Origin of the sequence: Tatumella sp. JGM91 (assembly GCF_018257575.1) — a bacterium.
Lineage (GTDB): Bacteria > Pseudomonadota > Gammaproteobacteria > Enterobacterales > Enterobacteriaceae > Tatumella > Tatumella punctata.
The window spans coordinates 103,607-127,946 of sequence record NZ_JAERJP010000006.1; the positions used below are offsets into that span (position 1 = coordinate 103,607).

At 51.5% G+C, this 24,340-nt stretch carries 22 protein-coding genes and 1 riboswitch; of the genes, 5 read left to right on the forward strand and 17 right to left on the reverse strand.

All coding sequences use genetic code 11. From position 1 onward, the window contains the following. Positions 1-163: 163 nt before the first annotated feature. Complete coding sequence (locus JK198_RS06045; protein WP_212707528.1) at positions 164-646, reverse strand: Lrp/AsnC family transcriptional regulator; 483 nt, start codon at positions 644-646, stop codon at positions 164-166. Between the two features lie 98 nt (positions 647-744). After that, positions 745-2,151 carry a replicative DNA helicase gene (gene dnaB, locus JK198_RS06050; RefSeq protein WP_212707529.1) on the reverse strand — a complete coding sequence of 469 codons (1,407 nt, stop codon included), beginning with the start codon at positions 2,149-2,151 and terminating at the stop codon, positions 745-747. Positions 2,152-2,260: 109 nt separating this feature from the next. Between dnaB and JK198_RS06055 the strand changes: the two genes are divergently transcribed. Then, a complete protein-coding gene (locus JK198_RS06055) occupies positions 2,261-3,244 on the forward strand; it encodes an NADPH:quinone reductase (protein WP_212707530.1) in 984 nt (327 codons plus the stop codon). Positions 3,245-3,445: 201 nt separating this feature from the next. Here JK198_RS06055 and pspG read toward each other — a convergent pair whose 3' ends face one another. Next, complete coding sequence (gene pspG / locus JK198_RS06060) at positions 3,446-3,718, reverse strand: envelope stress response protein PspG (protein WP_212707531.1); 273 nt, start codon at positions 3,716-3,718, stop codon at positions 3,446-3,448. 198 nt (positions 3,719-3,916) lie between these two features. Next, a complete protein-coding gene (gene dusA, locus JK198_RS06065; RefSeq protein WP_343876914.1) occupies positions 3,917-4,894 on the reverse strand; it encodes a tRNA dihydrouridine(20/20a) synthase DusA in 978 nt (325 codons plus the stop codon). A gap of 262 nt (positions 4,895-5,156) precedes the next feature. On the opposite strand from dusA, the gene zur reads away from it, so the two are divergent. After that, a complete protein-coding gene (gene zur / locus JK198_RS06070) occupies positions 5,157-5,675 on the forward strand; it encodes a zinc uptake transcriptional repressor Zur (protein ID WP_212707533.1) in 519 nt (172 codons plus the stop codon). A 17-nt stretch (positions 5,676-5,692) separates the two neighbouring features. On the opposite strand, the gene dinF is transcribed toward zur, so the two are convergent. The 3 genes from dinF to JK198_RS06085 all read right to left on the reverse strand — a co-directional run bounded on the left by dinF (position 5,693) and on the right by JK198_RS06085 (position 8,271). Next, positions 5,693-7,015 (reverse strand): MATE family efflux transporter DinF, encoded by a 1,323-nt coding sequence (gene dinF, locus JK198_RS06075; RefSeq protein WP_212707534.1) that lies wholly within the window; start codon positions 7,013-7,015, stop codon positions 5,693-5,695. 167 nt (positions 7,016-7,182) lie between these two features. Further along, a complete protein-coding gene (gene lexA, locus JK198_RS06080) occupies positions 7,183-7,797 on the reverse strand; it encodes a transcriptional repressor LexA (RefSeq protein WP_212707535.1) in 615 nt (204 codons plus the stop codon). Between the two features lie 108 nt (positions 7,798-7,905). Continuing rightward, positions 7,906-8,271: a diacylglycerol kinase gene (locus JK198_RS06085; protein WP_212707536.1), complete on the reverse strand. Its 366-nt coding sequence runs from the start codon at positions 8,269-8,271 to the stop codon at positions 7,906-7,908. Between the two features lie 133 nt (positions 8,272-8,404). On the opposite strand from JK198_RS06085, the gene plsB reads away from it, so the two are divergent. Beyond that, positions 8,405-10,834, forward strand: a complete 2,430-nt coding sequence (plsB, locus tag JK198_RS06090; protein WP_212707537.1) for a glycerol-3-phosphate 1-O-acyltransferase PlsB — start codon at positions 8,405-8,407, stop codon at positions 10,832-10,834. Between the two features lie 55 nt (positions 10,835-10,889). Here plsB and ubiA read toward each other — a convergent pair whose 3' ends face one another. The 4 genes from ubiA to pgi form a co-directional block, all read right to left on the reverse strand. Beyond that, entirely contained in the window at positions 10,890-11,774 is an 885-nt protein-coding gene (gene ubiA, locus JK198_RS06095) for a 4-hydroxybenzoate octaprenyltransferase (protein WP_212707568.1), read from the reverse strand. 8 nt (positions 11,775-11,782) lie between these two features. After that, positions 11,783-12,310: a chorismate lyase gene (gene ubiC, locus JK198_RS06100; protein WP_212707538.1), complete on the reverse strand. Its 528-nt coding sequence runs from the start codon at positions 12,308-12,310 to the stop codon at positions 11,783-11,785. 161 nt (positions 12,311-12,471) lie between these two features. Next, positions 12,472-12,897, reverse strand: coding sequence for a phosphate-starvation-inducible protein PsiE (gene psiE / locus JK198_RS06105; RefSeq protein ID WP_212707539.1), 426 nt, complete (start codon positions 12,895-12,897; stop codon positions 12,472-12,474). A 149-nt stretch (positions 12,898-13,046) separates the two neighbouring features. Then, entirely contained in the window at positions 13,047-14,693 is a 1,647-nt protein-coding gene (gene pgi, locus JK198_RS06110; RefSeq protein WP_212707540.1) for a glucose-6-phosphate isomerase, read from the reverse strand. A 434-nt stretch (positions 14,694-15,127) separates the two neighbouring features. Further along, a riboswitch (Lysine riboswitch) is annotated at positions 15,128-15,323 on the forward strand. Between the two features lie 88 nt (positions 15,324-15,411). Between pgi and lysC the strand changes: the two genes are divergently transcribed. After that, the gene (gene lysC / locus JK198_RS06115; protein WP_212707541.1) at positions 15,412-16,767 is read left to right on the forward strand and encodes a lysine-sensitive aspartokinase 3; all 1,356 of its coding nucleotides are present in this window, start codon (positions 15,412-15,414) and stop codon (positions 16,765-16,767) included. 256 nt (positions 16,768-17,023) lie between these two features. Continuing rightward, on the forward strand, positions 17,024-17,941 hold the full coding sequence (gene panS / locus JK198_RS06120; RefSeq protein ID WP_212707542.1) for a bile acid:sodium symporter family protein: 918 nt from the start codon (positions 17,024-17,026) through the stop codon (positions 17,939-17,941). Positions 17,942-17,980: 39 nt separating this feature from the next. Here the strand turns inward: panS and JK198_RS06125 are convergent, their stop codons facing one another. From JK198_RS06125 to JK198_RS06150, 6 genes are all read right to left on the reverse strand, one after another. Then, positions 17,981-19,606 (reverse strand): Na/Pi cotransporter family protein, encoded by a 1,626-nt coding sequence (locus JK198_RS06125; protein ID WP_212707543.1) that lies wholly within the window; start codon positions 19,604-19,606, stop codon positions 17,981-17,983. 154 nt (positions 19,607-19,760) lie between these two features. Further along, positions 19,761-20,753 carry an ABC transporter ATP-binding protein gene (locus tag JK198_RS06130; protein ID WP_212707544.1) on the reverse strand — a complete coding sequence of 331 codons (993 nt, stop codon included), beginning with the start codon at positions 20,751-20,753 and terminating at the stop codon, positions 19,761-19,763. Positions 20,754-20,761: 8 nt separating this feature from the next. Continuing rightward, positions 20,762-21,541: an ABC transporter permease gene (locus tag JK198_RS06135; protein WP_212707545.1), complete on the reverse strand. Its 780-nt coding sequence runs from the start codon at positions 21,539-21,541 to the stop codon at positions 20,762-20,764. A gap of 11 nt (positions 21,542-21,552) precedes the next feature. Beyond that, positions 21,553-22,398, reverse strand: a complete 846-nt coding sequence (locus JK198_RS06140; RefSeq protein ID WP_212710290.1) for an ABC transporter permease subunit — start codon at positions 22,396-22,398, stop codon at positions 21,553-21,555. Further along, positions 22,395-23,216: an alkaline phosphatase family protein gene (locus JK198_RS06145; RefSeq protein ID WP_212707547.1), complete on the reverse strand. Its 822-nt coding sequence runs from the start codon at positions 23,214-23,216 to the stop codon at positions 22,395-22,397. The genes JK198_RS06140 and JK198_RS06145 overlap by 4 nt, the downstream gene beginning before the upstream one ends. A gap of 24 nt (positions 23,217-23,240) precedes the next feature. Beyond that, complete coding sequence (locus JK198_RS06150; RefSeq protein ID WP_212707548.1) at positions 23,241-24,302, reverse strand: ABC transporter substrate-binding protein; 1,062 nt, start codon at positions 24,300-24,302, stop codon at positions 23,241-23,243. Positions 24,303-24,340 lie beyond the last annotated feature (38 nt).

Sequence of the window (24,340 nt, forward strand, 5' to 3'; positions counted from 1 at the left end):
CGCAAAAACTGTAGTTATCCTATTGATATTACAGATGCCACCGCCGGTAACGTCACATTATCACGATGATACCGGCGGTGATATTGCGCATCCTCACCATAAATTATGCACTGTTTATGCATTCCGCAGGAAATTATGCACGATAATGGTGAGTGGATGGCCGTTAACCGTTATGGCTGTCGCCACCCACCAGCATCACCCCGCCTTCTTTCAGGCGATTCAGCACCACCGAGGTTTTAACATGGGCAACGCTTTGATGATCCGCCACCAGCTGGCTGATTAACCTGCTCAGGGACTGAAGGTCAGTCACCGTGACTTTCAGTAAATAGTCAGCGTCACCGGTAGTTTTATAAGCATCGGTAATTGCTGATGAGGAGGCGACACGCTGATGAAAACTGTCGACAGAAGCGGGAGTATGATTGATTAACCGGACTTCGATAAGCCCGGTAATTTCCGGTCCCGTCGCCCCGGGAGATAAACGGGCATGGTAGCCCAGAATTTTGCGGGTCTGCTCGAGATGGATCCGCCGTCTGGAGCACTGGGAGGCAGAGAGTCCGATCAGGTCACTCAGTTGCTGGCTGGTCAACCGTCCGTTGGCCTGTAATAGTGTCAGGATCTGTATATCGTAATCATCAAAACTGGTCATCGGTAATCCGTGGCGGGCTGAATATATCCTCACAGATAACCGTATTTGCTGATCAATTGTCCAATACTATTTTTGAGCTGTCAGCATGAAAAATGTGATTATTCATCATCATACTGCGGGCCGGCATAGTTATCGAACCGCGACCACTGACCATTAAAAGTCAGTCTGACGGTACCGATAGGCCCGTTACGTTGTTTACCCAGGATAATTTCAGCAATACCTTTAAGATCACTGTTCTCGTGATACACCTCATCGCGGTAGATAAACATAATTAAATCGGCATCCTGCTCAATAGAGCCTGATTCACGCAAATCGGAGTTTACCGGACGTTTATCGGCACGCTGTTCCAGTGAACGGTTTAACTGTGACAGGGCAACCACCGGTACATTCAGCTCTTTGGCCAGCGCTTTCAGAGAGCGGGAGATTTCGGCAATTTCCAGAGTACGGTTATCTGACAATGAAGGCACCCGCATTAACTGCAGGTAGTCGATCATAATCATACTTAACCCGCCGTTTTCGCGGAAGATACGCCGCGCACGTGAGCGGACCTCTGTCGGGGTCAGGCCGGAAGAATCGTCGATATACATATTCTTCTTCTCCAGCAGGATGCCCATAGTGCCGGAAATCCGCGACCAGTCTTCATCATCCAGTTGACCGGTACGAATACGGGTCTGGTCTACGCGTGATAAGGAGGCCAGCATACGCATCATCAGCTGTTCACTGGGCATCTCCAGGCTGAAAATCAGTACCGGTTTATCCTGCAACATCGCCGCGTTTTCACACAGGTTCATGGCAAAAGTGGTTTTCCCCATCGAAGGACGGGCGGCCACGATAATCAGATCAGATCCCTGTAAACCGGCAGTTTTTTTATTCAAATCCTGATACCCCGTATCGACCCCGGTCACACCGTCGTGGGGAGTGCCGACCAGCGCTTCAATACGATTGATGGTCGCTTCCAGTACCTGCTCGATATTTTGCGGGCCATCGTCTTTGCTGGATCGTTTCTCGGCAATTTTGAAGACACTGGATTCCGCCAGATCCAGAAGATCTTCACTGCTGCGCCCCTGAGGATCGAAGCCGGCATCAGCAATTTCGTTGGCCACCGAAATCATTTCCCGGACTACCGCGCGCTCGCGGACAATATCCGCATATGCACCAATATTAGCCGCACTCGGGGTATTTTTTGCCAGTTCAGCCAGGTAGGCAAAGCCGCCGGCCAGCTCCAGCTCACCGCGGGTTTCCAGCGATTCTGACAGGGTAATCAGATCAATCGGTTGCCCCAGTTCCAGCAGACGCTGCATTTCAGAGAAAATCAGACGATGGGGTCTGCTGTAAAAATCTTCGGCAACAACACGCTCAGAGACATTATCCCAGCGCGCATTATCCAGCATTAATCCCCCGAGCACTGATTGCTCAGCTTCGACAGAATGCGGAGGCATTTTTACACCTTCCAGCTGACGATCACGGGATTCATTGGATTTGTTCGGGGATTTATTTACTGCCATAGTGAGTGTCATTACCAGTGTTAAACAAGGGGCGTCACAGTATACTTTTTTTTTACCCGTATTGTCGCCCTATACACCCGGCCAGCACCACGATTTCCCAGGAGCCAGTATGCCAAAACGTATCCAGTATAGCCGACATGGCGGACCAGAAGTGCTTGAATGGACAGACTTTACTCTGCCTGCCCCCGGTGATTATGACGTAGTTGTAGAAAATAAAGCGATCGGCATTAACTACATTGATACCTATTTTCGCAGCGGCTTGTACCCTTCACCCTGCCTGCCAGCCGGTCTGGGGACTGAAGCGGCAGGGGTGGTTCTCCGTACCGGACGTGCCGTCAGCCGGGTAAGTGCCGGGGACCGGGTGGTTTATGCCCAGTCAGCCGCCGGGGCCTACAGCGAACAACATATCGTTCATCAGGACCGGCTGGTGATCTTACCCGATAGCATTTCTTATCAGCAGGCTGCAGCCTCCTTTCTCAAGGGACTGACAGTACAGTATCTGTTACGCCAGACCTATCCGGTCACCGCGGGTGAAACCCTGCTGTTTCATGCCGCCGCCGGCGGGGTCGGATTAATTGCCTGCCAGTGGGCTAAAGCGCTGGGGGCAAAATTAATCGGTACCGTCGGGTCGGCAGAAAAAGCGCAAGCGGCGAAACAAGCCGGCGCGGTAGCAACCATTAACTACCGGCAGGAAGATATTGCGGCCCGTGTTCTGGCACTGACCGGAGGACAAAAAGTACCGGTGGTTTATGATTCCGTCGGCAATGATAGCTGGGAAGCGTCGCTGGATTGCCTGCAACGCCGCGGACTGATGGTCAGTTTCGGTAACTCATCCGGCCCTGTGACCGGGGTTAACCTGGGGATACTCAACCAGAAAGGCTCATTGTTCGTGACCCGGCCCTCCCTGTCCGGTTATATCACTACCGCCAGTGAACTGGATGCCGCCAGTCATGAATTATTTACCCTGTTAGCCAGTGGTGCGATTAAGGTCCCGGTCGCGGAATCTCAGAAATTCGCCCTGAAAGAGGCAGCCCTGGCACACCGGCAGCTGGAAAGCCGTGCCACACAAGGGTCAAGCCTGCTGATCCCCTGATAATCAGGCAGACATTAACGAAAAAGGGCTTCCCGGAGGAAGCCCTTACTTTTTTATTATAGTTCTCGCTGATGCAGGGACAGAGCGAGTAATTCCTGTGAACGACAGAAAGGATAATCGCAGATTTGGTCCGTGAAAAATATGTGCTGTTTCACATTTCCGGAGGATCACTGCCGGAAAGCATATTTTCAGAAAATAGCTTTACCCGCGCCGATTCATCCTGTTGATTTTTGACAGAATTTTATCATAACGTTCCCGTCCTGTCGTTGCCGGCCTGACAGTAAAAAAATGCTGATATATCCATGCAACTGCCACCGCCAGCAGTAACCAGGGCAACAGTTTAAATGCCATAAAGAAAATCCCCGATAACAGCATGATGACAGCAGCCACCAGCAGTGCTGCCAGAACGCTTATCACTGACACCCCTGCCAGTAACAACATCATAAAAAAGCCGGCAATAAAAAATACTTCCATGGTGAGCTCCTCCGCTGACCTGAATGATCCCGTTCACTGAGATAAACATAACAAGAATCGTGCCAGCCACGGAGGATAGTTAACTGACTGAAATACAGGATTAAGTAAAAATCACCTCCGCTACCGAAGGTGTTAAAAAAACCAATAACTGGCGTGAAGTTAACAAAACCGGGGTCAGATACTTTACCGCGACTGTATTCAGCGATCGGCTACCAGGGATAAGGCCTTTTCCAGAACCCGTACATCGGCGCCTGGCTTGTGAGCATTTTCACTCAGGTGACGACGCCATTGTCTTGCGCCGGGGATCCCCTGAAACAGTCCCAGCATATGCCGGGTAATATGTCCCAGCCAGGTCCCCTGGCTGAGTTCTTTTTCGATATACGGATACATAGAGCGTACGACATCAGCGGCGTCCGCTGGCAGCATACCGGCACCGAAAATCTGACTATCCACCAGGGCCAGGAGACCGGGATTCTGATAGGCTTCCCGCCCCATCATGACACCGTCCAGATGCTGCAGGTGTGCCTGTGCTTCTTCAAGGGTTTTAACACCACCATTAATCCCGATACGCAGCTGCGGAAAATCCTGTTTCAGCTGATATACCCGCGGATAATCAAGGGGAGGCACTTCACGGTTCTCTTTCGGACTCAGGCCCGATAACCAGGCTTTACGCGCATGAATAGTGAAAGAGCGACAGCCACCCTGTTCAGCAACTGTACCGATAAAATCACACAGGAACCGGTAACTGTCCTGCTCATCGATACCGATACGGGTTTTCACTGTCACCGGGATACTCACCACCTGACGCATGGCATCGATACAGCGGGCAACCAGTGCCGCTTCGCCCATCAGGCAGGCACCAAAACGCCCGTTCTGAACCCGGTCAGACGGACACCCGACATTGAGGTTTATTTCATTGTAACCACGCTGTTCAGCAAGTTGTGCACATTGCGCCAGAGCGGCAGGATCACTGCCGCCTAATTGCAGTGCCACAGGGTGCTCTTCATCAGAATAGGCAAGGTAATCACCTTTACCATGAATAATGGCTCCGGTGGTCACCATTTCTGTATACAGCAACGTTTGTGCCGTCAGTTTACGATGGAAATAGCGGCAATGCCGGTCCGTCCAGTCAAGCATCGGGGCAATTGAGAAACGATCTGCAGGGAAAGGGGTCACCGGAGAAACCGTATCCTGCACAGAAGTCACGGGGTTGTCAGACTCAGGGGTATGAATTTTCATCAGGGAATAATTATGCGGTTAATTACGATTAATGGCGCCTATAATAGCACAAAATAACGTCACAACGGCTAGCTAAAACCCGGCCCCGTAAGGCTGAACGCTGTTTTACCGGCCAGCCTGAAACACACATCATCAACATTAAAACACCAGCCATGGTAAGATACCCCGTTATCGGAGACTTTTGTCGGAGAAAGCCATCATGCAACCTCAACTTCCTGCACAAATTCTTGCAGAGGCACAAAGCCTTTGTCAGAAACGTGGTGTGCGTATGACTTCCCAGCGTGCCGAAGTGCTGCGTCTGATGGCTGAACACTACGGTGCGATCAGCGCATATGATTTGCTGGATAAATTACGGGTCAGTGAACCTCAGGCTAAACCGCCAACCGTTTACCGCGCACTGGACTTCCTGCTGGAACAAGGGTTTATCCACCGTGTTGCTTCAAATAACAGCTATGTCGTCTGCCCGCATTTTGAACATCCGTCCCATACGTCGGTCATGCTGATCTGCGATAACTGTGCTTCTGTCAGCGAGCGTCACGCAGAAGGGGTGGAGCAATTGATCAGTACCCGGGCCAGACAGGCGGGGTTTATCCTGCGCCATAGTGTTATCGAAGCCCATGGTTTATGTGAAAAATGTGCCGAAGTTGCAGCCTGTGATGATCCTGACCATTGTCAGCATGACCACAAAGCAGAGCCGAAAAAACGTCCCGGCCGGTAATCTGCCGCTCCCGTAATTCAGTCGCTGAACCAGCTATTATTACGCTGATGGTAATGCCAGCGACGCCATAAGGTGACACCCCGCAGAACCATAAATACACAGATTGCCAGCCACAACCCGTGGTTACCCAGCCAGGGAACTGTACATAAAGTCAGACCATAACCGGCGGCCGCAATGGCCATACTGTTACGCATTTCCCGGCCGCGGGCGGCACCGACAAATAAGCCATCCAGCAGATAACTGCCTGCCGCGACCACTGGCAGAATAATCTGCCAGATAAGATAATGGCTGGCCAGTTGCCGGAGAGAGTGCAGAGATGTCAGCAGATCAATAATATACGGCCCGGCCAGCCCATAAAGCAGGGAAAAACCAACGGCAACCATCCCGGCCTGACGACAGGATGCATGCCAGACCTCATGCAGTTTACCGGCCGTTCTGGCACCATAGGCCTCACCGGATACTGCCTCCACGGCATACGCAAAACCATCCAGTGCATAGGATGTAAAAGTCAGAAACATCATCAGTAAGGCGTTCACCGCCACAATATCACTCCCCAGTCTCGCCCCGGTCATGGTCAGTGAGGCAAAACAGAGTTGTAATAACAGGGAACGCAGTAAAATATCCCGGTTTAGTCCCAGTAACCGTTTCATATCTCCCCGCCAGCCGTTAAGTAACATACGCCCTGTGATTTTCCGCTGTTTCAGAACACGCCATACCAGCAGCATACCCGTCAGCAGCGTGATATATTCGGCAATAACCGTCGCCGCCGCCGCGCCCCGGACCCCGAGATGCAGGTGCAGCACCAGCAGGAGTTCCAGCGCCAGATTGACCAGGTTGCCTGTCACCAGCAAAATCACCGGCGCACGGGCATATTGCACCCCCAGCAGCCAGCCGAGCAGTACCAGGTTAGCAAAGGTCGCTGGCGCACTCAGCCAGCGTACATCAATAAACTCACGAGCCTGTACCAGCGTTGCCGGATCACCGCCCATAATCCCGGTGGCTATATGACTGACAGGCTGACGCAGCAAAATAAACACCGCGCCGGCAATCAGGCTAATGAGCACCGGCTGCACCAGCGCCCTGGCCAGCAAGGTATTATTTTTTTTCCCCAGCGCCTGGGCGGTCATCCCGGTAGTGCTCATCCGCAGGAACAGCAATAACATAAACAGAAAGCTGGTTACGGTCGTCCCGATGGCCACACCACCAAGGTAAATGGCACTGCCGAGATGGCCAATCACCGCCGTATCCACCAGTCCTGTCAGTGGTACAGTGACATTTGACAGGATCATCGGTAATGCCAGCCGCCAGAGTTGCTTATCGGTAGAGCTAAGAAAAGACATGAATAATCCTGCAGGTCACATCGCAAAAGGCACAAAGAGAGACAATACGGGCACTATATGACAGCGGCATCAGTAAAACTAGCGGGCGCGGGAACAGGGGACAGTAAGGAACCGTCTGGCTGAGACATCTTACTCAGCCAGCAGGAGCAGAGGTGATCAGCGGCGGACTATAACCACTCGCCGTTACGGATAACGCCTACCGCCAGGCCTTCAACCGTCAGGTTTTGTTCGCGGATATCAACCACAATCGGCGAGAATTCGCTATTTTCGGGGAGCAGTTGCACAGTGTTACCCTGTTTTTTCCAGCGTTTCACTGTTACTTCGTCATCAATTCTTGCCACAACCACCTGACCATTACGGACATCCTGGGTTTTATGTACCGCCAGCAGATCGCCGTCCATAATACCGATATCTTTCATTGAGGTACCGCTGACCCTGAGCAGGAAATCCGCTGACGGTTTAAACAGCGCCGGATCAACCTGAAAATGGCTTTCAATATGCTGCTGGGCAAGCAGGGGCTCACCGGCAGCGACACGGCCGATCAGTGGTAATCCCTCGGTGGTTTCTTCTTCCATCAGCAGGCGAATACCCCGCGATGCCCCGGAGACGATTTCAATAACACCTTTACGCGCCAGAGCTTTCAGATGCTCTTCTGCGGCATTCGGGGAACGGAAACCCAGCTGGGACGCAATTTCTGCGCGCGTCGGCGGCATACCCGTCTGTTGAATATGGTCGCGAATCAGGTCATAGACCTGCTGTTGCCTGCTGGTTAATGCTTTCATCCCGCCCCCTGGTTGTTTATACAGTCGCTGTGAGTATATACAGGTATTTTCTAAATGGGAACCAAAAACCGTCATAAAACAAACAACTGTCGGTTAAGATCCCGCCACTCACCACCACTGCCATAACAGAGCGATCCAGACAAAAGCCGCCAGCAGCAATGCCAGAAACACCGCCGCCGAACCTAAGTCCTTCGCCCGGCCAGATAACGGATGAATTTCAGGCCCCAGCCGGTCCACAACCGCTTCAATCGCGCTGTTAAGGACTTCAACGATAACAACCAGCACCACCGAACCAATCAGCAGGATCCTGGTGACTGTATCCACATTCAGCCAGCAGGCAACAATCACCGCCACGACTGCCAGCACGGCTTCCTGCCGGAAGGCGGCTTCATGGTGCCAGGCCGCACGCAGTCCCTGCCATGAATAGCCCGCGGCTTTTACTATTCTCCGCCATCCGCCTGTCGTACCCGCCATCACGGTTTACTCCTTTTATGATAAAAATTACCGTTATATCAGGATACGATTCGTTGTATCCTCACAGATCTTCTTTGTAGTTTCTGGTATGCTTGCGCCGCTTTGCTAACAGTAAGAGGCCGCAGATTTGTCTATGTCAGGTTGGCGTAAACTTTATTATAAATTACTCAGTTTTCCATTATCTTTGCTGGTTAAGAGCAAAGTTATCCCGGAAGATCCTTTCTCCGAACTGGGGCTGGATCCGACCCGGCCCATTATCTATGTATTCCCGTATGATTCCAAAGCGGATCTTCTGGCGATGCGTGCCCAATGCCTGCAGCATGATCTGCCGGATCCGTTACAGCCGGTGGAAATCGATGGTCATTTTTTACCCCGTCATGTATTTATCCACGATGGACCACGGTTACTGCCCTATTTCACTCCGAATCAGGAAACGGTAAAAATCTTCCATGATTACCTCGACCTGCACCGCAATAATCCGGCTCTGGATGTTCAGCTGGTGCCGGTATCGGTGATGTTCGGCCGCGCGCCTGGTAAAGAAGTTCAGGGAGCACAGGCGCCGTTCCTGCGTGAACTTAACGGAATACAGAAGTTCTTTGCCATTCTCTGGCTGGGACGCGATAGTTTTGTCCGGTTCTCACCCAAGGTTTCTCTGCGTCAGATGGCAGATGAACACGGTACCGATCAATCCATCGCCCATAAATTATCCCGTGTGGCCCATATCCATTTTTCACGGCAACGGCTGGCGGCGGTCGGACCGCGTTTACCGGCCCGGCAGGATCTGTTTAATAAACTGCTGCAGTCAAAAGCGATTGCCAAAGCGGTAGAAGATGAAGCCCGTAGCAAGAAAGTGTCCTACGATACGGCACAGAAAAATGCGGTCGCGATGATGGAAGAGATCGCTGCCGATTTCTCCTATGAAGCCATTCGTATCACCGACCGTGTGATGGGCTGGCTGTGGAGCCGGTTGTATAAAGGAATTAATGTCAGTGGCGGCGAACGTATCCGCCAGCTGGCACAGGATGGCCACGAACTGGTGTATGTCCCCTGCCACCGCAGCCATATGGACTATCTGTTACTTTCCTATGTGCTTTATCATCAGGGACTGGTTCCCCCGCATATTGCCGCGGGTATTAACCTGAATTTCTGGCCTGCCGGCCCGGTCTTTCGTCGCCTGGGGGCGTTCTTTATCCGCCGTACTTTTAAAGGCAACAAGCTCTATTCAACCGTGTTCCGCGAGTACCTGGGTGAACTGTTCAGCCGCGGCTATTCGGTCGAATACTTCGTTGAAGGCGGACGGTCACGTACCGGACGCTTGCTGGAGCCCAAAACCGGTACCCTGAGCATGACCTTGCAGGCCATGCTGCGTGGCGGTAACCGGCCAATTACTCTGGTGCCGATTTATATTGGCTATGAGCATGTGATGGAAGTCGCGACCTACGCCAAGGAGCTGCGGGGAGCGACCAAAGAAAAAGAGAGCCTGCTGCAGATGCTGCGTGGTTTACGCAAACTGCGTAATCTGGGCCAGGGGTATGTGAACTTCGGTGAACCCTTGCCGCTGGTTAACTATCTGAATAACCAGGTGCCGGAATGGCGTGACGATATCGATCCGATAGAGCCACAACGTCCGGCGTGGATGACGCCGGTGGTTAATGACATTGCCCGCAAAGTGATGGTGCGGATCAATAACGCCGGGGCCGCAAATGCCATGAACCTGTGTGTTACCGCATTACTGGCTTCTCCGCAGCGTTCACTGACCCGTGAACAACTGCTGGAACAGCTGGAGTGTTACAGCCAGTTATTACGTAATGTGCCGTACAGTGAAGGGACCACCATCCCGGATATGTCTGCCGAAGACTTGCTTAGCCATGCTGTAAGTATGAACAAGTTCACCACTGAGCACGATAATATCGGGGATATGATCATATTGCCGAAAGAGCAGGCGGTTCTGATGACCTATTACCGGAACAATATCCTGCACTTACTGGTAATGCCATCCCTGATTGCCGCCATAATTCATCAGCACGGGACTATTCGTAAAGATGAGCTGCAGCGGGAAGTGGCACTGATTTATCCGCTGCTGAAAAGTGAGCTTTTCCTGCACTGGGAAGCTGAGCAACTGCCGGAGGTTGTCCGCGATCTGTGTCAGGAACTGGTCAGTCAGTCGCTGATCCGCAGTGACGGCGAACATTATGCAGTGCATAAACCGCGTTCGCGGGTACTGGGACTGCTGGCGGCAGGAATCCGGGAAACCCTGCAGCGTTATGCCATCACCTTCGCCATCCTGAATGCGAAACCCGCGATTAACCGTGGTACCCTGGAAAAAGAGAGCCGTACCCTGGCACAACGTTTATCGGTACTGCACGGAATTAACGCGCCGGAGTTCTTCGATAAAGCGGTATTCTCCGGGTTAGTGCTGACATTACGGGATGAAGGCTATATCAGTGATAAAGACGATTCTGAACCGGAAAAAACCCGTGGTATGCGTCAGATCCTGCTTGATTTGACAAGCAGCGATGTCCGCCAGACTATCGAAAACGGTATTGCCTCTGATCAGGAATAGCCGGATAAAAAAGGGCGCCCCGTGAACGGAGCGCCCTTTTCTTTTAGGTTGCCGGTTACATCAGATTAATAAACGGCAGGGTACTCAGTACAATTCCGCCAAAAATTACCAGCCCGACATAGTTATTATTCAGGAATGCCTGAAAGCAGGCATCGCGGTTGCGTCCGGCCACCAGCCGTTGCTGATAAATAAAAAATCCTGCGGCGATCACCAGCGACAGATAATACCAGCCATTCAGGCTCAGCAACTGACCGGACACGGCCAGCAGAACCAGCGTAGTTATCTGCAGTAAACCAATAATCAGTTTATCGTGACGCCCGAATAATACGGCCGTCGATTTCACCCCAATTTTCAGGTCATCATCGCGATCAACCATGGCATAAAAGGTGTCATAGGCCACTGTCCAGCACACATTCGCCAGGAAAATCAGCCAGCATGCCAGAGATAACTCCCCGCTGACGGCCATCCACGCCATTGGAATTGCCCAGCCAAACGCAGCTCCCAGCACGACCTGAGGCAGATGGGTATAACGTTTCATAAACGGATAAGCGCTGGCCAGCACCAGCCCGCCCACAGATAACAGTACCGTCCGGGTGCCCATCGTCAGTACCAGCAGAAAAGCCACCACCACCAGTGTCAGAAACAGCCCTTTCGCTTCATTCTCTGTGACCTGGCCCGCAGGCAGCGGCCGCAGACGGGTACGCTTTACATGCCCGTCCACATTTCTGTCTGCATAATCATTAATAACACATCCGGCGGCGCGCATAACAATCACCCCGAGGACAAAAACCACCAGCACTGAAAAAGGCGGCAATGTCTGTCCGGCCAGCCATAAAGCCCACAGGGTTGGCCATAACAGCAGCAAAGTACCGATGGGTTTATCAATACGCATCAGGCGCATATACGCCCGGAATTTCGATATTTTTACAGAATCGTGCACAGTTTCGGTCATCCTTTAGCTCCGGCCAGATACAACGGAGATAACGGTAAAAAAGTCTCGGTTAACATCAGGGGTTTTCCTGAAAGACGTAATAATGAATATCGGCCCCATAAATCATCATTTTTTCCAGGCAGAATAAAATCACGACTTAATAACGGCGAAGAGAATAAGTAACGGCCCAGCGGACACTCTCCCAGTGACGTCAGGGCCAGCTCAGGCCCGCTGAGGGTCGACTCAGGTAATACCGTACGTCCGGCCAGCCAGGGGACGCCATCACCATATAAAATGATGTCACGCAGCCAGTAGCTCTGGTGGCGATCAAAACCGGCATAGTCTTGTTCATGAGGCAATAATGAGCGGTATTCGATAAACCCCTCACTGACCACACCTACGCTGATGTTCTGACAATACGCTTCCAGCCGGGCTGTCATTGATTGTTCCTCAAACAGCCAGCACCTTATATCAGGGGGGATTTCAGGGGCTGAGGGCTGCATCCAGTGCAGCTGATACAGTTTAAGGCGTTCCTGTATACACATTCGGGTTTCCGGAAATCAGTTGATATCGCTCTGTACTGTCCCGGACAAGGCACAGATACAGAGCATTTCACCGGCACACTATAGCAGACTGATGCCCGCTAAGCAGGATCTTCTGCCGCCAGTCCTGTCGGCCGTTAATATACCGGTAGCAGAACCGATCATTATTCTCTTTTCAGACGTTTCGAGTTAGCCAGCCATAACGTACCGACCAGAATCAATAATGCCGCTGAATAGCATAACGTATCTAAAGGATTGCGATGGTCAACAATGATTAAACGAATAATAGCTGTCACACCGATATAAATAAAATACCGCAGCGGGAAATGGAATCCGGACTGAAAATACTTAACAATCAATGCAATAAATTCGAAGTACAGAAAATAAATAACAATGCCTTCAATCAGCAGATAAGAAGATGATTCTTCACCCGTATGAAACAACACATTGGCCAGGTGTAATGTTTCTTTCCCCAAAAAGATCACCAGAATAATAGCCAGCGTAATCAGGCCAATATTCAGTACCCACTGTAAAACCGTCGCAATAATACCGCCTAAAGACGATTTTGGCGCCTTCTCTGATGTATCCATCTGCTCCCCGCAAAAAATACAATTCACTGCATGTCGTTACTGGAATAACCCGCACCATAGTGGTTCCGGATGGCAGTTACCTTGCGCCACTGTCGGTGAAGATAAAAAGGCGGCATGACTGCCGCCGGGTCAGACAATGACCACTGAGCTTAACGCCACTCTTTATAGCGGTTAATCAGGCCATTGGTCGAGCTGTCATGACTGGTTACAGCATCGGGTCCGGTCAGCTCTGGCAGAATGCGGTTAGCCAGCTGTTTTCCGAGTTCCACCCCCCACTGGTCAAAGCTGAAGATATTCAGAATCGCCCCCTGGGTGAAAATTTTATGCTCATACAGGGCAATCAGTGCTCCCAGCGAGTAAGGCGTCATTTCACGCAGCAGGATAGAGTTGGTCGGACGGTTACCTTCAAACACTTTAAACGGCACAATATGGGCCACTTCTGCTGCCGTTTTGCCTGCATCAGCAAACTCTTGCTCCACCACTGCCTGTGATTTACCAAATGCCAGCGCCTCAGTCTGAGCAAAGAAGTTAGACAACAGCTTCGGATGGTGGTCACTGAGCGGATTGTGGCTGATGGCCGGTGCAATAAAATCACAAGGAATGATTTTGGTACCCTGATGAATCAGCTGGTAGAACGCATGCTGGCCGTTGGTTCCCGGTTCACCCCAGATAACCGGCCCGGTCTGGTAATCTGCCACCTCACCATTACGATCGACATATTTCCCGTTAGACTCCATATTCCCCTGCTGGAAATAGGCGGCAAAACGGTGCATATACTGATCATAAGGCAGGATAGCTTCGGTTTCGGTGCCGTAAAAGTTGTTATACCACAGACCAATCAGCGCCAGCAGCACAGGCAGGTTCTTTTCTGCCGGTGTATTGGCGAAGTGCTGGTCCATGCCATGGGCACCACTCAGTAACTGTTCAAAATTGTCAAAACCGACAGACAGGATAATCGACAGACCGATAGCCGACCATAACGAATAACGGCCACCGACCCAGTCCCAGAATTCGAACATATTGTCCGTATCGATACCGAATTCAGAAACGGCTTTTCCATTGGTCGAGAGGGCGGCGAAGTGGCTGGCGACCTGCTTTTCATCACCGGCACTGGCCAGGAACCAGTCACGGGCACTGTGGGCATTGGTCATTGTTTCCTGGGTGGTAAAGGTTTTTGATGCAACCAGGAATAACGTGGTTTCAGGGTTCAGGGGACGTAAGGTTTCAGCTATATGGGTTCCATCAACATTCGAGACGAAATGCATATTCAGATGGTTTTTGTAAGGACGTAATGCCTCCGTCACCATAAATGGCCCTAAGTCAGAACCACCGATACCAATATTAACCACATCGGTAATGGCTTTCCCCGTATAACCTTTCCATTCGCCGCTGATAATGCGCTCAGAGAAATGTTTCATTTTCTGCAGAACCGCATTGACCGCGGGCATAACATCTTTACCGTCCAGCAGGATCGGCGTGTTGCTGCGGTTACGCAGAGCAACATGCAGCACTGCACGATCTTCGGTACGGTTAATTTTTTCACCGGAAAACATGGAGGCAATTGCGCCGCTCAGATCAGTCTCTTTCGCCAGGGCGAGTAATTTGTCCAGCGTTTCACGCGTGATACGGTTCTTAGAAAAATCGACCAGGATTTGATCTTCAAATGTCGCCGAAAACTCAGCGAATCGCTGAGGGTCACGGGCAAAAAGATCAGCAATACTCACATCTTTCATGGCAGAGAAATGCTGTTGCAGCGCTTTCCATGCCTCAGTTTGTGTCGGATTAATATTTTTCATAACAACACTCTTATTGATTAATGAACTGTGAATCTGGCTTTAGTATAAATTCACCCGCGCCATGCTGACAGCGGAGATACATGGCCACAGCGTGAAACTATGCTCAAACAAATACCTGCCGCAGTCACCAGCCCTTCCGGCAGAAGGATGACTCTCAGTATGACGATTCTTACTGTTGAAAGGAAAAAATTTATGCGCTTACCGCACCTGACGGTATTGATGACCGCCAGATCCCGCTCAGTGCGCTGTGGTCCGTGATACCATCCTCAGGAGTTATCGTCTTGTTCGAAGGTGCGCCGCGTAAAAAGGCCAGATAATCTGAAGTTTGCCGGGATGTTAATCAGCTGAGTGCAAAATAATACTTATGTAACGGATAGCCGTTGACAGGCAGCCGATTACGGGATATTTCTAAAGAAGTTCTTACGTATTCTACGTAGACCAGAAGAGGCGCGTCACCCAGGCAGTATGTCAGAGGAACCGTATCCACAGACGACATATCAGGGGGAGTGACGCCGAGGCTGCAAACATGCGGTATGTTTGTTCGTCGACCACAGGGGCTGAATCCTCTGGGTTGTCACTGTCGTAACGTTTATAATAAAACGTTTAACAAGGTGGGGCGCTTCTGGCTGACTCGTTGTCCTGTCACACCAGTCTGCCTGTTTTTGTCCTCCCTTGTGCTAAAGGCTGAATTAAAGATCCTGACACGAGGCTGTTTTGCATGTCCCAATCCGCATTAATCGTTGCTAAATTTGGCGGAACCAGCGTGGCTGATTTCGATGCCATGAACCGCAGCGCTGATATCGTATTATCCCGTTCTGACGTTAAACTGGTGGTGCTTTCAGCCTCTGCCGGTGTTACCAATTTGCTGGTTACGCTGTCTGAAGGCCAGCCGGTGACCGTGCGTCAACAGTTACTGGAAAAACTGGCCCGGATTCAGTATGCCATTGTGGATAAACTGCGTGCAGCCGTAGTCATCCGTGAAGAAGTCAGTCGTATCCTGGAAAATATTGCACTGCTGGCGGATAAAGCAGCCTTAACGCCTTCCGCCTGTCTGGCCGATGAATTAGTCAGTCACGGCGAATTATTATCAACATTATTATTTAGCGAAATTATCCGTGAACGCGGTGTGCCGGTGCAGTGGTTTGACGTGCGGCGGGTAATGAAGACCAGTAACCGCTTCGGACATGCAGAACCGGATATCGCTGCGCTGGCAGAGCTGTCGGATAGCGTGCTGACCCCTCTGATAACGGAGTCACTGGTGATCACCCAGGGGTTTATCGGTTGCGAGGCCGGCGGATTGACAACCACCCTTGGCAGAGGTGGCAGTGATTATACGGCTGCATTACTCGGCGAAGCATTGAAAGCACAACGTATTGATATCTGGACGGATGTTCAGGGCATTTATACTACCGACCCACGAATTGTTCCGACCGCCAAACGTATTGATGAAATAACCTTTGAAGAAGCCGCCGAAATGGCGACCTTCGGAGCCAGAGTTCTGCACCCTGCAACCTTACTGCCGGCCGTACGTAATGATATTCCGGTCTTTGTCGGTTCCAGCCAGGCCCCTGAGGGGGGCGGAACCATCGTCTATAATCAGACCCGCCAACAGCCGCTGTTTCGTGCTGTCACCCTGCGCCGGAATCAGACATTACTGACCCTGCATAGCCTGAATATGCTCCATGCCCGTGGTTTCCTGGCCGAAGTATTTGCTATCCTGGCGCGGCATGATATTTCCGTCGATCTGGTTACCACCTCGGAAGTCAGTGTCGCCCTGACCCTGGATACCACCGGTTCGACCTCGCACCATGGAAGTTTACTGACCACGGGATTATTAACAGAGTTGTCATCGTTATGCAGAGTCGAAGTGGAAGAGAATCTGTCTCTGGTCGCACTGATCGGTAATCAGCTGACACAGTCGCAGGGAATAGGTAAAGAAGTGTTCGGCGTGATGGAACAGTTCAGTTTGCGGATGATCTGCTACGGTGCCAGTAACTATAACTTATGTTTCCTGGTCCCGGGCAACGACGCTGAACACGCTGTCCGGACGCTGCATCAGCATATTTTCGAGTAACTCTCTCCGGACAGGTCATGAAAATGCTCTGTGGTCTGTCCGGTTTTCTGAACCATTTGCTACCCTGTCCGCGAAACCACAGATCATTCACTGAGTTTTCTGCGCTTTACAGCACAAATCATGAAGTTTTCCTGCCCCCCTGTTGTCATCAGATCGAAATGTTATGATCGACGGTTACCTGTCAATACGCTAAAGACGCTGTTCTGTGGCATGCCCGCGGAACGCATCCGGCTAAAAATAATAAGGAATTCTGGTTATGCTCGCCAACATTACCCGCCTGTTTCCCCTATGGGCCATTCTGCTGTCGGTGGCAGCCTATTATTCACCGGCAACTTTTCTGCCTATCGGCCCCGGAGTCAGCGAACTGTTAATGCTCATTATGTTCGGGATGGGTGTGACCCTGAGTGTTGACGATTTCAAACGGGTACTGACCCGTCCGGCGCCGGTGCTGGCCGGTACTTTTCTGCACTATTTCGTTATGCCGCTGGCCGCCTGGGGGCTGGCGAAGTTATTCCATATGCCTCCGGATTTATCTGCGGGCATGATTCTGGTCGGCAGTGTGGCCAGTGGTACTGCCTCGAATGTCATGATCTATCTGGCTAAAGGGGATGTGGCCCTGTCAGTGACTATTTCTTCGGTCTCGGCACTGGTCGGTGTTATCGCCACCCCGCTGCTGACCCGGCTGTATGTCGATACCCATATTCAGGTGGATGTCGCCGGCATGCTGTGGAGTATCGTAAAAATCGTTCTTATTCCGATCGGGCTGGGGCTGATAGTTCACCACAGCCTGACTGCGCAGGTGAAAAAAGCAGAACCCTATCTGCCGGTATTCTCAATGCTGTGTATTTTGCTGATTATCAGTGCGGTTGTCGCCGGCAGTCAGCCATTTATTGGCTCGGTCGGGCTGATGGTGATTGCGGCCGTGATCCTGCATAACGCTATTGGCCTGCTCGGCGGCTACTGGGGCGGAAAACTGTTCGGATTTGATGAATCCACCTGCCGGACACTGGCCCTGGAAGTGGGCATGCAGAATTCAGGGCTGGCAGCGACCTTAGGTAAACTCTATTTTTCCCCGCTGGCCGCCTTACCCGGTGCACTGTTTTCCGTATGGCATAACCTGTCAGGTTCACTGCTGTCAGGCTACTGGTCCGGTAAACCGGCAGATAAAAAATAACCTGGTAAAATGTGATGCCGGAGGACCGGCATCACTGGCTTAGTCACGGTTATCATCCGGCTCTGGCTGTTCAAGTACACTGTAGGCAACCGCACAGAACAGGGAGTTCAGACGTTTCATCTCCCCCAGTAATCCGAGGTGCAGAGAACTGGTTTCGATACTCTGTACATTTTGCAGATGTAACCGGTTAACGTGCGCCAGAGAGTAGCGCTGGTTAAGAATACGAAAACGATGTTTAGCCCGCCGCAGCCGCTTTGCGGTCTGTATATCCTGTGAAATAAAGACCGACAGACTGAGATGTAAATTTTTCAATAGCTGTTCCTGCAGCGTATCCAGTTCCTGCATACCATCCGCAGAAAATGGCCGGTGGGCAGCCAGCGATTTCGCGGCGACATCCGCCGACATCCGCTCAATAATATCGCCGGCCTGTTCAAGATTTACCGCCAGATCGATAATCTCAGCCCAGCGCCTGGAGTCCTGCTCAGCCAGATCTTCCTTTGGCATCTGTGCCAGATAGAGTTTAATGGCGGTATAGAGTACATCCACATCATCATCCAGCCGCCGGACCGTTCTTTCCTCGCGTACTTCACCGTGCATCACCTTTGTCAGAGTCTGCAGCATCTGTTCCAGCACATCTCCGATACGCAGAGTCTCACGGGCGGCATTGACCAGCGCCAGCGCTGGCGTATCCAGAGCACTGTAGTCCAGATGCTTTGGCTTCAGGCGCAGATCATTGTCCACATCATCATTTATCAGCCGGGTACATAACCGCGCCATCGCTCCGCTGAAGGGAACCAGTGCCAGGCAGCGAATAACGTTGTAGAACACATGAAATGAAATCACCAGTTCCGCATCACTCATCGGAACATGTGACAGCGCACTGGCGATCAGATTGATAAAGGGCAGAATAATAATACAGCCAATCAGCTTAAACAGCAGGCTGCCGAGAGCCACCCGCTTCCCTGCCGCGTTGGAGCGACTATTGTTGATCATCGCCAGCAGGCCACTGCCAAAGTTAGCGCCAATCACCAGGCAAAGGGCCACTTTGAATGAAATAACATCGGTCGCGGTCAGGGTAGCGGTTATCAGCACGGCAGCCAGGCTGGAATAACTGATAATGGCAAAGACTGCCCCCACCAGCGCATCAAGAATAATATCGCCGGTCAGGGACGAGAACAGTACCTGAACGCCGGCCGCCTGGGTAATCGGGTGTGAGGCCTGAACAATCAGTTGCAGTGCCAGTAAAATAAGCCCCAGTCCAATCCCGGTGCGCCCTATTTGTCCCAGCCGGGTCTGTTTACGGCTAAGAAAGAAGGTCACCCCGATAAAAATAAACAACGGTGACAACCAGGACAGGTCAAACGTCAGAATACGCGCCATAATGGCTGTCCCGACATCGGCACCCAGTACCACCACCAGCGCAGGGGTCAGACTCATCAGGTTCTGTGACACAAATGAAGTCACCAGCAAGGTCGTCGCGTTACTGCTTTGTACCAGCGCGGTAACACCAATCCCGGCCAGGAAAGCCATCGGCTTTTTTTCGACACTGCGGCTGATGACCCGCCGCAGATCAGCGCCATACACCCGCATAATGCCGGTACGGACAATATGTGTCCCCCAGACAAGTAACGCGATTGCTGATAATAAATTTAATAAAGTTAACATGTTAAGGTTACTCCTTTTCCGTCACGTTGCCGGTAACTTCAGCGGAAACGTGTCGTGCTCCTCTGGCCGGACAACCGTCAGAATAACATTCTGCATGGCCGGACAATCGGATGACGGCTCCTTAACACCGGTATTCGCCTGTAAATTCCCCCTGTCAGGCAACCTGACGTAATGCGGAAAAATCTATCTGCAGCCCCAGTTGCAGGCCGGCAGGATAGAGACCATCGTCACGGCGGTTAAGCATATCGACAGACAGCTCGATGCCCTGACATTCAACACGGTAACGGATCACGTTTCCCAGCAGGCTGCTGCTGAGAATACGCGCAGAAAGCCCCTGTTCCGCCGGGCAGAAACGAAGAGTTTCAGGACGAATAGCTACATGCGAATGAAATGATTGTCCGGTCAGCTGCGTCGCCTGTCCGGCCGTTAATAAATTATAATTGCCGATAAAACCGGCAGCAAATAAGTCTGCAGGCTGAGTATACAGATCTTCAGCCGCCCCGTTTTGCACAATCTGACCTTTATTCATCAATACGATACGATCGGACAGGGTCAGAGCTTCTTCCTGATCGTGGGTCACAAATATTGTGGTCAGATTCAGCTCCTGCTGAATCAGGCGAATTTGATCACGCAAATGGCGACGTATCCTGGCATCCAGTGCCGAAAGTGGCTCATCCAGTAACAGTAATTTCGGCCGGGTGACCAGTGAACGAGCCAGCGCCACACGCTGGCACTGTCCGCCGGATAGCTGATGAGGATAACGGCCGGCAAATTCGTGCAGTTCAACCAGAGCCAGTACCTCGGCGACCCGGCGGCGGATATCAGCAGCCGGTAATTTCTGCATTTTCAGGCCAAAAGCCACATTTTTTTCGACCGTCATATTCGGGAACAGTGCGTAACTCTGGAACACCATACCAACGCCCCGCTGCTGAACAGGCACATTCACAATATTGTGATTGTCCAGCAGGATTTCACCGCTATCCACTTCCGTCAGTCCTGCCAGACAACGTAACAGTGTCGATTTTCCACAGCCACTCGGGCCCAATAAGGTCACAAACTCACCTTCGCGGGCGGTAAAGTCGATATCGTGAAAAACAGGGGTTGTTGCGTAGCTTTTATTCAGTCGTCTGACATTCAGGGTGGCCATAGGGTGCCTCATTGACGGTTAAGCAGATTGGCCAGCCAGGTGACAACCAGGATGACAGCAAAATAAGAGATCACTAATGCGCTGGTAAAATGACCACTGCCATTACGCATATTGTAGAGATAAACCTGCAGTGTTTCATAGCGGCTGCCGACTAACAGGTTAGCGAATACAAACTCACCTATCAGAAACGAGAACGATAACAGTACCGCCACCAGCACACCCTTACGTAAGTTAGGCAGCACCACAAAAATAGCCGCTTTACAGGTACCGGCACCTAACAAATGAGCAGCATCAATCAGCTCTTTCAGATTCACTGACTGCATATTATTGGTGATAGCACGGTAGATAAACGGTAATGCAATCGTGAAATAACAGCCGATCAGGATCCAGGGGGTACCGGTCAGCATCAGGGGTTCGGAAGAATAGAGTTGCAGTAACCCGACAGAGGAGACCACCGGGGGTACAGCAAACGGCATCAGGATCAGAACATTCATTATACTGTCCAGCCCAGGGTAGTAGTAAGCAATTACAAACATTGCAGGCAGTACCAGTAAAAGCGATATCAGCAGCGCACCAAAACAGACCAACAAAGAATGCCATAGCGCACTGATAAAACGCGGGTCCTGCCATAACGTGGTAAACCATGACAGTGTCAGCCCGTGGGGTAAGATAGTATCGCTCCATTCCCTCGATAAGGCATATACCAGTGTGGCGGCCAGCGGCAGCGCGAGGATCACCAGCAGTACACTGCTGACAGTCCGGTGATAGATATTTTCAGTCCGGGACATAGTCACTCCCTTCAGGAACGTCCGGCAGCTAAATAACTGCGACGTACCAGGTATTGTTGAACGACAGTGATAACTGTCAGCAGAACCACCAGCAGCATTGCCAATGCACTTCCCATATAAGGATCCAGGGAAATATCTCCGGACACCAGTGCCGCTATCCGCACCGGCACAACATTAAAGTTACCGCTGGTCAGGGCATAGATGGTGGCATAAGCCCCGAGGGCATTCGCCAGCAGGATCACAAACGTCCCCAGTAACGCTGGTGACAGGACAGGTAACGCAATCAGACGCCAGTAATGCCAGCGGCCTGCACCCAGCAGCGCCGCCGACTCCTGCCACTCTTTCCTGAGTCCTTCAAAGGCCGGAAACAGCAGCAGTACCCCCAGCGGGATCTGGAACCAGGTGTAAATCAGGATCATGCCATCGCGGGAGAATAACCGGAATCCGGATGCCAGCCCGTAATGGCGCATCAGTAACGTCAGACATCCGTTGAGACCAAGCAGAATAATAAAAGCGAAAGCCAGTGGCACTCCGGCAAAATTACTGGTCATATTGGTAAATGCCATCATAAAACGATGGAAACGGCCATTACCCAGTTGATGCAGGGAATACCCTGCCACCAGCGAGATAAGTAACCCATACACACTGGACCAGAAAGAGATATCGAGAGAAAAACGTATCGCCTGCAAATAAAAAGGGGATGTCAGAATGTCATGATAGTTATCAATACCCCAGCGGCTGTTCACATCACTCCAGAAACTGTTACCGGCTACCCATATCAGCGGTGCCAACTGAAAAGCGATATAAAACAATGCAAATGGCAGTAACCACAGCAGGGCTATGCGTTTTCCCTTCATTCCCCGGCCTCCGGTCCTGTCGACAACAGCGCCTGACATACCGGTTTATCATGGGCAATCTCAAGAAGCTGACAAACAGTGCCACATAACTCGGTCTGACGCGGCACAATATTATTCTGTTTAGAAAATCCGCGGCCGAACACAAACAGCGGAACCCTGATTTCTTCGGGTAATCGCCCGCCATGGGAACGATCATCATTCATACCGTGATCCGCCGTAACAATCACCTGATAATCTTCCCGCAGCCATTGGGGCATCCAATGTGACAGATAACCATCGGCAATACGTGCACGGTTGCGATACTGTGCTGAGCTGAGTCCGAATTTATGCCCTGCATCGTCGATATTCATCGGGTGAATCAGCAGAAAGTCGGGATCATAGCCGCGGCGCAGACTTTCGGCATCTTCAAACAGGTGAGAATCCGGATAACTGTCATCCGAGTAAAAATGTCCGAACTGAATAGGCAGATCTTCCTGCTGTGTATGACGGTCACGAACCGCATCGTAAGGACTGCGGTTATACAATTCACTCACCCAGTGGTAGGCTGCCGCTGCCGTGACCAGACCTGCATCCCGCGCATAATGAAAGATACTGCGCTGCTGACTGAGCCGGCTGACCCCGTTATGAATAATTCCGCTGATCACCGGCGGTACTCCGGTGAGAATACATTCATACAATGGCCGTGACAGTGAAGGTAACTCACAGGTCATCGGGTAATATTTGCCATTCCCCTGAGCACACTCGGCATGTAAATAGCCCATCCCATGCTCAGCGACGATATCACTCAGACCGTCCAGTACCACCAGGATTGTTTTCATCTTTTACCTCATTACCCGAACGACTTACTGTTGCATATTGATCATGACATCCTGCTGCCACAGAGCTGGCAGTTGTTTTGACGTTTTGTCCCAGGCGGCCTGGTCCTTAATCGGATGGGCATTTTTATATTCAGAGGCCGGTAACAATTTGGCCTGAACGTCTGCCGGTAAAGTCAGATACTGTGCGCGGATAGGACGGGCATAACCACGAGCCAGGTTGATCTGACCGGCATCAGAGAAGATGTACTCACGGGTCAGTTTGGCGGCATTCGGGTGTCTGGCATATTTGTTAATAATGGTCGTGTAACCCGAGGTTACCGAGCCGTCGGAAGGGATCACTACCTGGTAGCGGTTCTTATCAATCTGATCGCGGTAATTCAGACCATTAAAGTCCCAGACTACCGCGACCTGGATTTCCCCTTTCTCAATATTCGCAATCACCGGATCTGTCAGGCCCAGACGGCCCTGCTTCGCCAGATCACCAAAATATTTCAGTGCCGGGGTCAAATCTTTCTCGTTCCCCCCCAGTGCATAGTTGGCCGCTAATACGCCATTGGCGGCCTGAGCAGCCACACCCACATCACCGATGGTTACGACATATTTACCTTTTTTAAGATCAGCCCAGCTGTGCGGAACATCTTTGACCTGTTGTTTGTCGACCAGAAAAGCGATTGTCCCGGTGTAGGCCAGCATCCAGTCACCCTGTTTATCTTTTGCCCAGTCGGGAACCTGATCCCAGTGGCTGGTTTTATAAGGCTGTGCCAGACCTTTCGCGACAGCTATCGGGCCAAATGCAGCACCGACATCACCAATATCTGCACTGGCATTACCTTTCTCGGCAGCGAATTTTGCCAGTTCCTGTGCCGATGACATATCCGTATCACTGTGTTTAATACCGTATTGCGTCGTGATGTCATGCCAGGTGTCTTTCCAGTCAGCCCAGCTGTCAGGCATCCCGACACTATTGATTTGCCCTTCACTGCGGGCGGCTTTTTCCAGTGCCGCCAGGTCATTATCGGCTGCATGTGCGGCAGGAAGAGCAAGAAAAATGGCTGCGGATAATAGCGTTAACATACTGGCTTTCATGTCGGGCTCCTGCGATTAGGGGATAGAACACTGGTCTA